Consider the following 14,109-nt stretch of genomic DNA (forward strand, 5'->3'; position numbering starts at 1 on the left):
AGCTCACCCTAGCCCCTCACCTTCGGGACGCACATCGCTTCCGCCGGCGTCTGGCCCGCTGGCTTCCGCACGAACGGTAAGGAGGATCCGGCGCAGGCCCATCGCCAGACTCGCTGTGGCCTGGATCCGGTTCTCGGCCGTGGCGCTCGCCGTGATGCGCTGCATGAGCTCCTCAACCGCGGCCTCGGCGTCCGGCATGGCGGCACTTTCGGGATCCCAAGCATCCACTGCGGACGCCGTCCGGCTCATCGCATTGGCGAGCGGTTTCACCAGGGCGGGTGGAAGAGGGGTGTCATCCGGGGTCCGCCAGATCACGCCGGCCAGCACATCGGTCATGTCCTGGACGTGGAAGGCGATCCGCTCAAGCGCCTGAAGCGCGTGATAGTCAGCGTCGAGATCGTGGTGGTGGCGCCGTCGTCGTACGTTCCCGCGCCGGCTCGAATCGGCGAGCTGCACCGCCGAGCGAACCTGTTGTCCAAGTTCGGACAGTTGACTTTCACGCTGCGACCATTCCTCGTGTTCCGGCGGCCATGACTCGTTGATGGCGGCGGCCATGTCCCCTAGTTGGCGTGCAAGCAGCCCGCGGAAGTTTTCAAGGCCGCGGATGGCTCCGTTGAGGTGAAGCGGAGGGAATACCAGCATGTTGACGGCCAGCCCGACCAGTACGCCGACAAGCATCTGGACGAGGTAGCCGAACGAGTACCCGTCCGGATCTTCGCCGCCCAGCAGAAGGACGAAGAGCGAAGCGATGGGGATCCAGTCCCTGCCCGCGCCCAGCCTCGGCAGCCCTGCGGCCAGAACGCCGACACCGACGACGACGGCGACAGTCAGTACTGAGACCTGACCGAGCAGGATCACGGGCATTGCAAGCACGAATCCTACCGCCAGCCCAAGGAGCGTCTGGAACCCCTGCCGCGCCGAACCGGCAACCGTGGGATACATGCAGGCAACTGCGCCTAACGGAGCGTAGTAAGGATATTGCGAAGCGACCCCGGGCACTTGAAGCGCGATCCACCACGCTATTCCGGCGGCGAAGGCCGCCTTCACCGAGAGGAGTAGACGCTCGTGGGTGATCAGGTGCCGCGCGTAGGTTCGCGCGCGGGCACGGTTGTTGCTGATTGGAGGGGTGTCAGTACCAGTAAACTGCCGGGGCATCGTGCAAGTATTGCAACCGAACTTGGGAGTTTCGTGTGTCCGCCCGCATGAGGCCTTCGAGTTGCGGCCGTGAATTGTTTCGTCACCGCGCAACATTTCTTGAAGGCCCGCGCGGCAGTGACGTAACGTGTTCACAAGTTCCATCACGTGTCAGCGACTTCCGTTGGGAAGTGTGGGTGCCCCCATGTGGGCCTGACATTTGTATTGCAGGATTTCCGTCCCGCATCTCGCGTGCGGTCCGAAGCCTCCTGCGTTCCCTTTCCTTGATTCATACCGGTTCATTCCGCGATTCAGCGGCGTGCCCGGATGACCCGCCGAGCGAGGATGCAAATGTCCCCACCTTCAAAATCCGTGCATACGGTAGGACCCCCGGTCACGGAGCCCTACCATGCCCTTTCCTATGAACTATGGCCACCACGTACGCCCGGCGCCACGGAATCGCTCTGGCGTACCGTCCGCGAACTTGAGCAGACCGCTCCCGACTACGTTTCAGTCACCTACGGCGCAACCGGTTCGAACCGCGACACAGCCATCGACCTCCTGGGCGGTTTGCTCCGGGAAACCTCGCTGCGTCCACTGGCGCACCTGACCTGCGTGGCCCACACCCGGGCGGAACTGACGAAACTGGTCGATGACCTCATCACCCTGGGCGTCCGGGGCATCCTCGCACTGCGCGGAGATGAGCCCAAGGACAAGGCCCTTCCACCGGGGGACCTCTCCTATGCCAGTGAGCTGGTGAAGCTGGTTCGAGAAACAGAACGCCGCCGCACAGCGCACCTGTGCGCCGGGCGCCTCGCCGTCGGCGTTGCAGCCTACGCCACCAAGCATCCCGAATCGCCGAGCTTTGACCACGACGTCGAAGCTCTGCTCGCGAAGCAGGCCGCCGGCGCCGACTTTGCCATCACACAGGTATTTTTCTTCCCTGGTGACTTCGGCCGCCTCGTTTCTGCCGCCCGGCGTGCGGGAGTTGAGATTCCCATCATCCCCGGCCTCCTTCCCCTGACCAGCGTGCGGCGCCTCGACCGGGCGAGCGAACTGGCGGGCATCGAGCTGGACCACAGACTGCGCGACCGCCTTGCAGCAGCCGACGACGACGCCGAACGCCGCCGTATCGGTGTGCAGGCGACAGTGGACCTCGCCAACGCCGCCCTCGACGCCGGGGCACCCGGGATCCATATCTACACCTTCAACGAGCACGCCGCTGCACTCGACGTTCTCGATCACCTCCAGCTTCGCCGACCTCCCGTTCCGGGCGGACTCGGCCGCACCGCCTAGCAGCAGTAAGAAAAGGACACTCCATGAGCACTCCATTCCCCAAGGCCACCATTGTCGGATACCCGCGCATCGGCCGCCGTCGTGAACTGAAGAAAGCCGTCGAGGCCTATTGGGCCGGCCGCACCTCCGCACCCGAGCTCGAAGCGACGGCGAAGGACCTGCGCACGGCGTCCTACGCGCGTCTGGCCGAGCTCGGCCTTGAGACGGGCAATTACTCCATCCCGGCGTCGTTCTCCCTCTACGACCAGGTCCTCGACACGGCCGTCACCTTCGGTGCCGTGTCGGCGCGTTTCAAAGACCTGTACGACGCCGAAGGCTCGCTCGGGCTCGATGCGTACTTCACGCTCGCCCGCGGTGACAAGGAGCGCCAGCCGCTGGAGATGACCAAGTGGTTCGACACCAACTACCACTACCTGGTTCCTGAAATCGGCCCTGACACCGCTTTCTCACTCGCGAACGACTGGGTACTCCGCGACGTCGCTGAGGCAGCAGAGGCAGGGTACACCGTCCGCCCGACGTTGATCGGCCCGGTGACCTTCCTCCTGCTGAGCAAGGCCGCCGATGAGGCGCCAGCCGGGTTCAACCCCCTGACCCGCCTCGAGGACCTCCTTCCGCTCTACGTTGAACTCCTCGGCAAATTGGCTGACGCCGGCGTCGAATGGGTGCAACTTGAAGAGCCATCGCTGGTGGCCGACCAGGCGGTCTCCGAGGCCGAGTTGACAGCCGCCGTCGAGCGGGCCTACGCGGTTCTCGCCACCGAAACGACCCGCCGCCCGGCGATCCTCGCCACCACCCAGTACGGTGCGCTGGGATCACTCCTGCCCGTACTGGCAGGTACCGACGTCGACGCGCTGCACATCGATGCCTTCAAGGGCGCTGTTCCCACCGCATCGGAACTCGCGAAGCTCGGCAACACCACCCTGGTCGCCGGTGTGGTGGACGGGCACAACATCTGGAAGGCCGACCTCGGTGTTGCAGCCCAGAAGCTCGCTGAGCTTGAAGGCGCTGTGGCCTCCCTCGCGGTGTCCACCTCCACCTCGCTGCAGCACGTCCCGCACGACGTCGAAGATGAGCAGCAGCTCGACGCGCAGCTTCGCAGCTGGCTTGCCTTTGCTGACCAGAAGGTCGTCGAGGTTGTCACCCTCGCGAAAGTGATCGGGAACCCGGGAGCCATCGACGCGGAGATCGCTGCGGCCTCGGAGGTCCTGGCCTCCCGTGCCGGAGCCGCCGGCGTCAAGCGGGCCGAGGTGCGCGAGCGCGCCGCAGCCCTCTCGCCATCGGACTTCAGCCGCGGAGACTACGCCTCGCGCCTTGCCGCACAGGATGAGGCGCTTGGCCTGCCCGCCCTGCCGACCACCACCATCGGATCCTTCCCGCAGACCTCCGAGGTGCGTTCCGCCCGCGCCCGCGCCAACAAGGGCGACCTCACGGCTGAGCAGTACGAGCAGCTCATGAAGGACGAGATCAAGCGCGTCATCGACCTGCAGGAAGAGCTGGGCTTTGACGTCCTTGTCCACGGTGAGCCTGAGCGCAACGACATGGTGCAGTACTTTGCCGAGAACCTCGACGGTTTCGACGTCACCGTTCACGGTTGGGTGCAGTCCTACGGCTCGCGCTGCACGCGTCCGTCCATCCTGTGGGGCGACGTCAGCCGGCCGGCACCCATCACGGTGCCGTGGGCTGAATTCGCCCAGTCACTCACCGAGAAGCCGGTCAAGGGCATGCTCACCGGTCCCGTCACCATCCTTGCGTGGTCCTTCGTCCGCGATGACCTGCCGCTGGGGGAGACTGCCAACCAGGTTGCGCTCGCCCTCCGCGACGAGGTAACCGACCTCGAAGCGGCAGGCATCCAGGTGATTCAGGTCGATGAGCCCGCACTGCGCGAACTGCTGCCACTGCGGCAGGTGGACCAGGCCGAGTACCTTGTGTGGTCGGTGAACTCCTTCAAGCTGTCGACGGCGTCGGCTGGGCCAGCCACGCAAATCCACACGCACCTCTGCTACTCCGAGTTCGGTGCCATTATCGACGCCATCGACGGGCTGGATGCTGACGTCACGTCGATCGAAGCGGCCCGCTCACGCATGGAGGTCGTCCACGACCTCGAGTCGCACGGTTTCAAGCGCGGCGTCGGACCGGGTGTCTACGACATCCACTCGCCCCGCGTTCCCGGCCAGGATGAAGTGTCGGAGCTGCTGGAGAAGGCAGTGCAGCACGTTCCTGCCCGCCAGCTCTGGGTCAACCCGGACTGTGGCTTGAAGACGCGCGGCTACGTCGAGACCGAGGAGTCCCTGCGGAACCTCGTGAACGCGACCCTCGCTGTCCGTTCGCAGCTTGAGGCGCCAGTGGCCTAGATTTCACCAGCGCATTGCACAGTTGAGTGTGCAGATAATCACCGTTTAGCGCTGCTATTCAGTGGTTATCTGCGCACTCAACGTGGTTAAGGGGCGGCTGGCGTCAGTGTGCGTTGGACGGGCGACGCGCTGTTCGCGGTGCGATGCTGCGGTCCTTGAGAATGTCGGCCAACTGGTCCATGAACAGACGGACCTGGGTTGTCTGCTTACCGGCAATCTGAAGGGCGAAGATGCTGCGGGCGAGGCGGATCTCCGGCACGTCGAGGGCGACCACTCCCTGGGGCGCGTGCAGCATGGCGAGTTCAGGGACCAGGGCGGCGCCGAGCCCTGCGGCACTCAGTTCCAGGCTCGCATTGAAGTCATCGCAGTACGCAGCAACGCGGGGGTGCAGGTTGCAGCTCGCAAAGAGCCGCTCAATGACCGTGGCGTCAGCAGTCCCGGGATGGTGCATGATCCAGGGCATATCAGCCAACTGCTCCGCAGAAACCGAGGAGCCGTCAGCGATTCCCCAGGCTGACGGAAGCACCACTCTGAAGTTGTCATCACCGATCCACTGCCGGTTGACGGTTGAAGGCCACGCTAATCCGCCCTGACCGACCTGGAATACGAGGGCGAGGTCCAATTCGCCACCGGTCCTCAACCCGTGGATAGTCTGGGCAGGTTCGCCGACGAAGACCTTCAGGTTGATGCCGAGTTGCTGCCACTGGGGGGTCTGAAGCAATCGGGGGAGCGCGAACGTTGCCAGGCTGGGAAAGATGCCCAGCCGAAGTTCCTGCGTGGTTGCCGCGCCAGCCTTCGTTGTGGAGGCCATCAGCGTGTCGATGTCGGTAAGGACCTTGGTGGCGTGCCGCGCCATGACGACGGCGGCTTCCGTGGGGACAGCGCTGCGCGCGGAGCGGGTAAAGAGCGTGACTCCGGCGTCCCGTTCGAGTGCGGACATCTGCTGGGACACGGCCGACGCCGTGTACCCGAGCCGCGTCGCTGCGGAGGCGAACGAGCCATGCCGGATGACCTCGAGCAGGGTCCTCAGATGAACGGGGTTGACCACTCCGTCATCCTCTCACGGTCGGTTGCCGCCGCCTGGGTTAGTTCAGCCGTTTAGCCGTTCAGTCATTCAGCGGCTAGCCGCTTAGCCGCGAAGGGCAGCCGCTTCGCCTAGCCAGCGGGCGTACCGTGCCCATGGATTGTCGACTCCCGCCGCGAGTCCGGCAATATGGTGTTCGAGCTCCGGGACTGCCTGAAACCATTCGGACCGGTCAAGCCGCGCCTGCGCGAACTGTGCGTGCCGGCGTCGTTCTACGAGCCTGTCGCCACGTTCGAACGCCAGCACATCGTCGTGCCACAGCGCGGCCAACCGTTGGCGGGGATTAGCCGTTGTGCCGATCTTGATGCGGTCCCGGAAGCGGATGTAGTAGACCACGTCCACACGCGGGGGAGGGAGACCGCCGTCGAGCACGTCTCCCTGGCGCCATTCGCAGGCGGCACAGACCCAGGCGGACGGATACCGCACACCGATCCGGGATCCACAGGCCGGGCAGGGGGATGGCAACGCGTCGGTGACCCCGATCCCCTCCTCTGCCCACTCCAGGACGAGGGCGGTGTGGGCCGCGCAGAGGTGGAAAGGGGAGTCAGATGCCGGCCTTCGGCAGGGACCATCTGCGGCATCGGCGATCGGACAGCTGGCATCTTTTGATTCGAACATAACTTCGATTTTGGGCTAAGCTGTCCCTATGCGCAAGGCACTGGTGGCTGGTACGGCGAACAAGCTCGCGACACGCCGGAGCAAGAGCGACACGAGAATGTTTTTTCTGTGTGCAACCTCCTCCACAGCCTGTGGACTGCGCCGCCGCGAACAGCGGTCGAGCGCGGAATTGAGGCGTTTCACTGCGGGGGAAATTGTGGATTCCCTGTGGACGCAGAGTGCAGTAAATGACATACTTGTAATACATCATCTTGGGGTCAGCGCCACTGCGTTGCACTAGATGTAGTATCTAGATATCGAATACTTGCTGGCGAGGCAGTCTCGCGAATCAACCGATTCCCCGGAAGATTCGCAGCTTGGAGCTCACCAACATCCGCGAACAGCAGCACTTCACAAGGGGAGTAGGGACATGACCGTTACGGTTTACACCAAGCCAGCATGCGTACAGTGCAACGCCACTTATCGGGCCCTGGACAAGAAGGGCATCACGTACCAGAGCGTCGATATTTCGCAGGATCCGGTGGCCCTTGAGCGCCTCCGTTCACTCGGATACATGCAGGCTCCGGTTGTCATCACGGACCAGGATCACTGGTCGGGCTTCCGTCCGGACAAGATCAACGAGATCGCCCAGACTGCGGTCACGTCGGTCGCCTAGGTCTGCAGCCCGGATTCAATTCCTCCGGATTCGACAAGTGCGGAATTAACCAGGGCGGATGTAGTCGGAAATGACCACACCAACCATCACTCGGAGCGCGGGCCAACAGTCAGCGGGAGAACCAGTGGAGACCGACGCGTCGCTCATCTACTTCTCCTCAGCGTCTGACAACACCCACCGGTTCGTCAGTAAGTTGCCGGTCAACTCGGCACGAATCCCGCTTCTCACCAAAGACCGCACACTACGGGCGCTTAACCCCTTCGTGCTGATGCTTCCGACCTACGGTGGCGTTGACGGAAACGGGGCGGTTCCCAAACAGGTCATCAAGTTCCTCAATGTCGAGGAAAACCGCCTGTTTCTTCGCGGCGTCATCGGCGCCGGCAACACCAACTTCGGCGACACCTATTGCCTGGCAGCGGACATCGTGGCTGCCAAATGCGGTGTCCCGGTTCTTTATCGATTTGAGCTCATGGGCACCTCCGAAGACGTGCACCGGGTCACACAAGGATTGGAAGAGTTTTGGACATGACAGTCGCTGAAACAGAAGCTCCCGCACTACCCGAGCGGTTCAAGGGTCTCGGATACCACGAGCTGAACGCCATGCTCAATTTGTATGGGCCAAATGGCGAGATCCAGTTCGAGGCTGATTCGGAAGCGGCGCACCAGTACTTCCTTCAGCACGTCAACAACAACACCGTCTTCTTCCATGACCTTGAGGAGAAGCTCGACTACCTGGTCAAGAACGAGTACTACGAGCGGGAAACCCTCGACCAGTACTCAATGAACTTCATCCGCGACCTCTACAAGCGCGCTTACGAGAAGAAGTTCCGCTTCGAGACCTTCCTCGGCGCCTTCAAGTTTTATACCTCGTACACGCTGAAGACGTTCGACGGCAAGCGTTACCTGGAGCGCTACGAGGACCGCGTCTGCATGGTCGCAATGCACCTTGCCCGCGGTGACCAGAAGCTGGCCATCCGCATGGTGGATGAAATCATCGAAGGCCGGTTCCAGCCAGCCACCCCAACCTTCCTCAACGCCGGCAAGCGTCAGCGTGGCGAGCTGGTCTCCTGCTTCCTCCTCCGCATCGAAGACAACATGGAGTCGATCGGGCGGTCCATCAACTCGGCCCTGCAGCTCTCCAAGCGTGGCGGGGGCGTGGCCTTCGCGTTGACCAACATCCGCGAGGTGGGCGCGCCGATCAAGCAGATCGAGAACCAGTCCTCCGGTGTGATTCCCGTGATGAAGCTCCTCGAGGACAGCTTTTCCTACGCGAACCAGCTTGGTGCCCGCCAGGGCGCCGGCGCCGTGTACCTGCACGCGCACCACCCGGACATCAACCGCTTCCTCGACACCAAGCGCGAGAACGCCGACGAGAAGGTCCGCATCAAGACCCTCTCCCTCGGCGTCGTGATTCCGGACATTACCTTCGAGCTCGCGAAGAAGGATGAGGACATGTACCTGTTCTCTCCCTACGACGTCGAGCGCGTTTACGGTATGCCGTTCTCCGACGTCTCCGTGACTGAGAAGTACTACGAGATGGTGGACGATTCACGGATCAAGAAGACCAAGATCAAGGCCCGCGAGTTCTTCCAGACTCTCGCCGAGATCCAGTTCGAATCCGGCTATCCGTACATCATGTTCGAAGACACCGTGAACCGCGCCAACCCGATCGACGGCAAGATCATCATGTCCAACCTGTGCTCGGAGATCCTGCAGGTTTCGCAGCCCACCACGTACAACGATGATCTTTCCTACGCCGACACCGGCAAGGACATTTCCTGCAACCTCGGTTCGCTGAACATCGCCAAGACCATGGATTCGCCGGACTTCGGCAACACCATAGAGACGGCCATCCGCGCACTGTCAGCGGTGTCGGACATGTCCAACATCACCTCGGTGCCGTCCATCGCCAAGGGCAATGATTCATCTCGTGCCATCGGCCTCGGCCAGATGAACCTGCACGGCTACCTCGCCCGTGAGCACGTTCACTACGGCTCCGAAGAGGGCCTCGACTTCACCAACATTTACTTCTACTCGGTGGTTTACCACGCGGTGCGGGCCTCGAACCTGCTGGCGATCGAGACCGGGCTGACCTTCGGTGGTTTCGAGAAGTCGAAGTATGCGTCGGGAGAGTTCTTCGACAAGTACACCGAGCAGGAATGGGTTCCGCAGACCGAGCGGGTCAGGGAGCTGTTTGCCAAGGTGACCATCCCCACCCAGGAGGACTGGCGCCAGCTCAAGGCTTCGGTCATGGAGCACGGCATCTACAACCAGAACCTGCAGGCCGTGCCGCCCACGGGTTCGATCAGCTACATCAACAACTCGACCTCGTCCATCCACCCCGTGGCCGCGAAGATCGAGATTCGCAAGGAAGGCAAGCTGGGACGCGTGTACTACCCGGCGCCATACCTGACGAACGACAACCTGGAGTACTACCAGGACGCCTATGAGATCGGCTATGAGAAGGTCATCGACACCTACGCCGCTGCCACGCAGCACGTGGACCAGGGGCTTTCGCTGACGCTGTTCTTCAAGGACACTGCCACCACGCGTGACATCAACCGTGCTCAGATCTACGCGTGGCGCAAGGGCATCAAGACGCTCTACTACATCCGTCTCCGCCAGCTCGCGCTGGAGGGCACTGAGGTGGAGGGTTGCGTCAGCTGCATGCTGTGACGCCGGAGTAAGCCAACGACGACGTCGGTGGGCAGGCGCGGACGCCGGCCCGCCGTCGTCGTACATTGTATTTAGTGGAATTCACCGCCCTCCGGGCGGCTTAGCGAATCAGGACAAGGGGTCAAAATGACCGAGAAGGTTAAGTTGCTGTCGCACGTTGAGGCGATCAACTGGAACCGTATCCAGGACGACAAGGATGTCGAGGTCTGGAACCGGCTGGTCAACAACTTCTGGCTGCCTGAGAAGGTGCCGCTGTCCAACGACGTCCAGTCGTGGAACACGCTCACGTATGACGAGCAGCAGCTCACCATGCGCGTGTTCACCGGCCTGACGCTCCTGGATACCATTCAGGGCACCGTTGGCGCCGTCTCGCTGATTCCCGACGCGATCACCCCGCACGAGGAAGCGGTGTACACGAACATCGCGTTCATGGAATCCGTGCACGCCAAGAGTTACTCGTCCATCTTTTCCACGCTGGCTTCCACGAAGGAGATTGACGAGGCATTCCGCTGGTCCACAGAGAATGTCAACCTTCAGAAGAAGGCCAGCATCGTCATGGATTACTATCAGGGCGACGATCCGCTGAAGCGCAAGGTCGCTTCGACGCTGCTGGAAAGTTTCCTGTTCTACTCCGGCTTCTACCTGCCTATGTACTGGTCTTCGCGTGCCAAGCTCACGAACACCGCGGATCTGATCCGCCTGATCATCCGCGATGAGGCCGTTCACGGGTACTACATCGGGTACAAGTTCCAGAAGGGCCTGGAGAAGGTTTCCGAGCAGAAGCGCCAGGAAATCAAGGATTACACCTTTGAGCTGCTCTTCGAGCTGTATGAGAATGAAGTGCAGTACACCCACGACCTGTACGACGGCGTTGGCCTGGCTGAGGACGTGAAGAAGTTCCTGCACTACAACGCCAACAAGGCGCTGATGAACCTGGGCTATGAGGCGATGTTCCCGTCTTCGGTCACGGACGTGAACCCGGCGATCCTGTCGGCGCTCTCACCGAACGCTGACGAGAACCATGACTTCTTCTCGGGGTCGGGTTCGTCCTACGTCATCGGCAAGGCCGTCAATACCGAGGACGATGACTGGGACTTCTAACCTGCTGTGGGATCCGGCGCTGCCTGGCAGTTCAACCAATGTTCTGTTGGCTGTGCGGCTGAATCGCGGTCGGAACCTTGTAGGTGTCGCTGTTCCGGGCATTTCTGAGTAGGAGTGTTGAGCTGACTCCTTCTGAAGTATTGGATTGGCGCTGTAGCGTGAGGGCGTGATTGTCCCCAATATTTCCCAGAACGCCGCGGCGGTTGCCGACCACTACGACGAGCTCGATCCTATTTACCGTCGAGTGTGGGGTGAACATGTTCACCACGGGCTATGGGCGACGGGTCGCGAGACGCCCGCCGAGGCCGTCGAGGCGCTCATCGATACGGTCGGCGATCGGCTGCGCCTTATGCCCGGCGAGGTCTGCGTCGATATCGGCTGCGGCTACGGCTCCACCGCAAGGCATCTCGCGGTGGCACGCAGGGTCCGTCTAACCGGCTTCACTCTTTCCGCTGAGCAAGCAAACTACGCTGCCGCGCATCCCACACCCAATGTGGACATCCATCTCCGCGACTGGCTCGTAAACGGGCTGTCTGATGACTCGGCCAGTGCCGCATGGGCGATCGAGTCAAGCGAGCATATGGTCGACAAGCCCAGGTTCTTCGCCGAGGCGCATCGTGTGCTGGTGCCCGGCGGCCGGTTCGTCGTCTGTGCATGGCTCGCCGAGACTGATGCCAGCGGTTGGAAGGTGCGCCATCTGCTTGAACCGATTTGCCGGGAAGGACGCCTGCCCTCGATGGGCACGCGCGAGGAGTATGAGGCCATGGCAATGGCGGCGGGCTTTGAGGTCGTTGGCTATGAGGATGTCAGCCGCCGCGTCGCACGCACCTGGACGATCTGTGGCCGTCGACTTGTGCAGGCCTTGCTTGTCGATCGCGAGACCCGTCGACTAGCCCTAGGTGGACGCAATCGCATTTCCATTCTCACCATCCCTCGTCTGATCCTTGCCTACCGCACTGGTGCTATGCGCTATGGGATATTCATGCTGGCGAAGGCGGGGAGGCCGCCACGTGAATCCGGCGAAGCTCTTGAGCCAGGTCCTTGGCAACTACGTCCGCAATCCTGAGGCGCGGAAGCCTGTTGCCATGATCCGGTTAGAACAAGGGCCAGGGGACCGCTGACATCTCGCCGCCGGGAGCCGGGAAGCACTCGGATGAGCGCAACTGTGCACAGCGCGCGGCGAGCGCCGAGACTTCCTCGGCCGTGAGCAGTTCCGCCAGGTCCTGGCCTAGCTCGCCCTGCAATCCCTCGATCACCCGATCGACGCCGGCAAGCTCCTCGACGGTCAGCGGATCACCCAGCCACCCCCACAGCACCGTGCGCAGCTTGTTGTGGCTGTGGAAGGTAAGCCCGTGGTCAACGCCGAACCGGTGCCCATCACTCATCGCGAGGATGTGGTCACCCTTGCGGTCGGCGTTATTCACGACGGCGTCGAATACTGCCATGCGACGCAACACCGGCGTGTCCTCGTGCACGAGGGCTACCATCCGGCCTTCCCCGTCCTGACCTTCGAGGATCTGCTTCCAATCCGTCTCCGGAACCTCCTCCGCCGGGACCAGGTCCACCGCACTCTGGTCGGGGTCAGAGTCCTGCCAGAGCTGCACCATTCCCTCTCCGAACGGTCCACCACGCAGCCACGTATGCGGAACGACGTTCCAGCCGAACGCCTCGGAGACCAGGTAAGCGGCAACTTCCCGATGAGCCAGGAAACCGTCCGGAAAGTCCCACAGCGGCTTCTCACCCCGGATCGGCTTGTAGACCACCTGTGTGTCGCCGATGCTGCCCAGGAACGTGGCGTTCGACGCCGTCGTAATGCGGCCGGTGAGCGTCAGCTCAGCGGTCACCAGGTCGAGCGCCGGCATCAGGCCTCGGGGATTGCGCAGGTATGCCCGTCGGCGTCGATCGGCTGACCGCAGAGCACGCAGATCGGGCGTCCGGCGCCCACGATCTCCCTGGTGCGCTTGGAGAACGCACGTGCCGTACCGACCGGCATCCGCACCCGCAGCACTTCGGACGCGTCAGCATCGTCGTCGAGCAGTGCCTCTTCCTCACCATCACTCTCGGTCAGGGGGTAGGCCTCGATCACGATCTGGGCGGTCGACGGGTCCCATCCAAGACTCATGATGCCGGTGCGGAACTGCTCCTCAACCGCCTCAAGCTGGTCATTGTCCACAAGTTCGATGGGTGTGCTCGTAGGAACGCTAAAGGGGTTGCCATCGAGGGTGATGAGCTGGTCGAGAATCTCGTCGATCTTCTCGGCAAGCTGGGCCGACTGCTGTTTCTCCAGCGCAATACTGACGATCTGTTTCCCTGTGCGCACCTGCAGATAGAAAGTGCGCTGCCCTGGGTCGCCGATGGTACCGATGACGACGCGGTCAGGCCAGGCGAACTCGTGAACGATTGTAGGCATAGGACTATTTTAGGCGTTCGTGGCTGATGGTGCCGTGTGTCCTGCGCCACCGCCCACCGGCGCGTCGGGGGAATGGACGCTGGCCGACAACCACGACAAATCGCCCGCGTCGGTGTTGGTCGCGTGCACCGTCGGCCGGCTCGGCCCGTAACTGACGATCGAGACGGAAGCCGGTCCCACTGAGATGCGCTGGAACAGGTCGAGGTGTGTGCCGAGGGCGTCGGCGAGGATGGATTTGATGATGTCGCCGTGGCTTACCGCCACCCACACGGCGCCCTGCCCGTGCTCGGCCTCGAAGGCTGCATCGAGTCGGCGGATCGCTGCCACCGACCGGGCCTGCATCGTTGCCATGGATTCACCACCCGGAAAGGTCACGGCGGACGGCTGGGACTGCACGGTCGCCCATAGGGACTCGGACGCGAGATCTGTGAGCGTGCGGCCCTGCCACTGGCCGTAATCACACTCGGTGAGATCACCTTCGAGCGTTGACTGGACGGTGTCGGTCCGCCGGTCCAGGAGGATCTGGGCTGTTTGCCGGCACCGCTCAAGCGGACTCGAAACAACTCCGACGAGTGGCACGACGGCGAGCCGGTTGCCCGTCGCTGCTGCCTGGCCGAGGCCGACGTCGTCGAGGTTTACGCCGGGAGTCCGGCCCGCGAGCACCCCGGAAGCATTCGCTGTGGTGCGGCCGTGCCGCACGAGGATAACTGTCGCCATCCACCCAGCCTAGCCATCCTTGTAAGGCTCGACGGCGGGAACCACCTCCGCGAGGGCACGTCACCAG

The 14,109-nt window shown here is 62.6% G+C and carries 13 protein-coding genes; 7 read left to right on the plus strand and 6 right to left on the minus strand.

Features of this window, described 5'->3' with window-relative positions; genetic code table 11:
- Positions 1–3 precede the first annotated feature (3 nt).
- Positions 4–1,155, minus strand: a complete 1,152-nt coding sequence (locus tag ACWA1U_RS11290; protein WP_463722281.1) for an FUSC family protein — start codon at positions 1,153–1,155, stop codon at positions 4–6.
- A 330-nt stretch (positions 1,156–1,485) separates the two neighbouring features.
- Here ACWA1U_RS11290 and ACWA1U_RS11295 point away from each other — a divergent pair, with 330 nt between their 5' ends.
- Positions 1,486–2,430 (plus strand): methylenetetrahydrofolate reductase, encoded by a 945-nt coding sequence (locus ACWA1U_RS11295; RefSeq protein WP_463722282.1) that lies wholly within the window; start codon positions 1,486–1,488, stop codon positions 2,428–2,430.
- A gap of 23 nt (positions 2,431–2,453) precedes the next feature.
- Positions 2,454–4,781 carry a 5-methyltetrahydropteroyltriglutamate--homocysteine S-methyltransferase gene (gene metE / locus ACWA1U_RS11300; RefSeq protein WP_463722283.1) on the plus strand — a complete coding sequence of 776 codons (2,328 nt, stop codon included), beginning with the start codon at positions 2,454–2,456 and terminating at the stop codon, positions 4,779–4,781.
- A 103-nt stretch (positions 4,782–4,884) separates the two neighbouring features.
- Here the strand turns inward: metE and ACWA1U_RS11305 are convergent, their stop codons facing one another.
- Both ACWA1U_RS11305 and ACWA1U_RS11310 read right to left on the minus strand, forming a co-directional pair.
- Positions 4,885–5,829 carry a LysR family transcriptional regulator gene (locus ACWA1U_RS11305; RefSeq protein ID WP_463722284.1) on the minus strand — a complete coding sequence of 315 codons (945 nt, stop codon included), beginning with the start codon at positions 5,827–5,829 and terminating at the stop codon, positions 4,885–4,887.
- An 81-nt stretch (positions 5,830–5,910) separates the two neighbouring features.
- Positions 5,911–6,483 (minus strand): GIY-YIG nuclease family protein, encoded by a 573-nt coding sequence (locus ACWA1U_RS11310; RefSeq protein ID WP_463722285.1) that lies wholly within the window; start codon positions 6,481–6,483, stop codon positions 5,911–5,913.
- Between the two features lie 409 nt (positions 6,484–6,892).
- Here ACWA1U_RS11310 and nrdH point away from each other — a divergent pair, with 409 nt between their 5' ends.
- The 5 genes from nrdH (at position 6,893) to ACWA1U_RS11335 (ending at position 11,981) form a co-directional block, all read left to right on the plus strand.
- Positions 6,893–7,138, plus strand: coding sequence for a glutaredoxin-like protein NrdH (gene nrdH, locus ACWA1U_RS11315; RefSeq protein ID WP_463722286.1), 246 nt, complete (start codon positions 6,893–6,895; stop codon positions 7,136–7,138).
- 70 nt (positions 7,139–7,208) lie between these two features.
- Positions 7,209–7,667 carry a class Ib ribonucleoside-diphosphate reductase assembly flavoprotein NrdI gene (gene nrdI / locus ACWA1U_RS11320; protein ID WP_463722287.1) on the plus strand — a complete coding sequence of 153 codons (459 nt, stop codon included), beginning with the start codon at positions 7,209–7,211 and terminating at the stop codon, positions 7,665–7,667.
- A complete protein-coding gene (nrdE, locus tag ACWA1U_RS11325) occupies positions 7,664–9,814 on the plus strand; it encodes a class 1b ribonucleoside-diphosphate reductase subunit alpha (protein ID WP_463722288.1) in 2,151 nt (716 codons plus the stop codon). Before nrdI ends, nrdE begins: the two co-directional genes overlap by 4 nt.
- A 126-nt stretch (positions 9,815–9,940) precedes the next feature.
- Positions 9,941–10,915 (plus strand): class 1b ribonucleoside-diphosphate reductase subunit beta, encoded by a 975-nt coding sequence (gene nrdF, locus ACWA1U_RS11330; protein WP_463722289.1) that lies wholly within the window; start codon positions 9,941–9,943, stop codon positions 10,913–10,915.
- A 166-nt stretch (positions 10,916–11,081) separates the two neighbouring features.
- A complete protein-coding gene (locus tag ACWA1U_RS11335) occupies positions 11,082–11,981 on the plus strand; it encodes an SAM-dependent methyltransferase (protein ID WP_463722290.1) in 900 nt (299 codons plus the stop codon).
- Between the two features lie 28 nt (positions 11,982–12,009).
- On the opposite strand, the gene ACWA1U_RS11340 is transcribed toward ACWA1U_RS11335, so the two are convergent.
- The 3 genes from ACWA1U_RS11340 to ACWA1U_RS11350 are packed head-to-tail and all read right to left on the minus strand — an operon-like array spanning position 12,010 to position 14,042.
- A complete protein-coding gene (locus tag ACWA1U_RS11340) occupies positions 12,010–12,777 on the minus strand; it encodes an SCO1664 family protein (protein ID WP_463722291.1) in 768 nt (255 codons plus the stop codon).
- On the minus strand, positions 12,777–13,325 hold the full coding sequence (locus ACWA1U_RS11345; RefSeq protein WP_463722292.1) for a DUF3090 domain-containing protein: 549 nt from the start codon (positions 13,323–13,325) through the stop codon (positions 12,777–12,779). Before ACWA1U_RS11345 ends, ACWA1U_RS11340 begins: the two co-directional genes overlap by 1 nt.
- Before the next feature lie 9 nt (positions 13,326–13,334).
- Positions 13,335–14,042, minus strand: coding sequence for a histidine phosphatase family protein (locus tag ACWA1U_RS11350; protein WP_463722293.1), 708 nt, complete (start codon positions 14,040–14,042; stop codon positions 13,335–13,337).
- Positions 14,043–14,109 lie beyond the last annotated feature (67 nt).

Source organism: Arthrobacter sp. TRD_SC_6, from assembly GCF_055361185.1.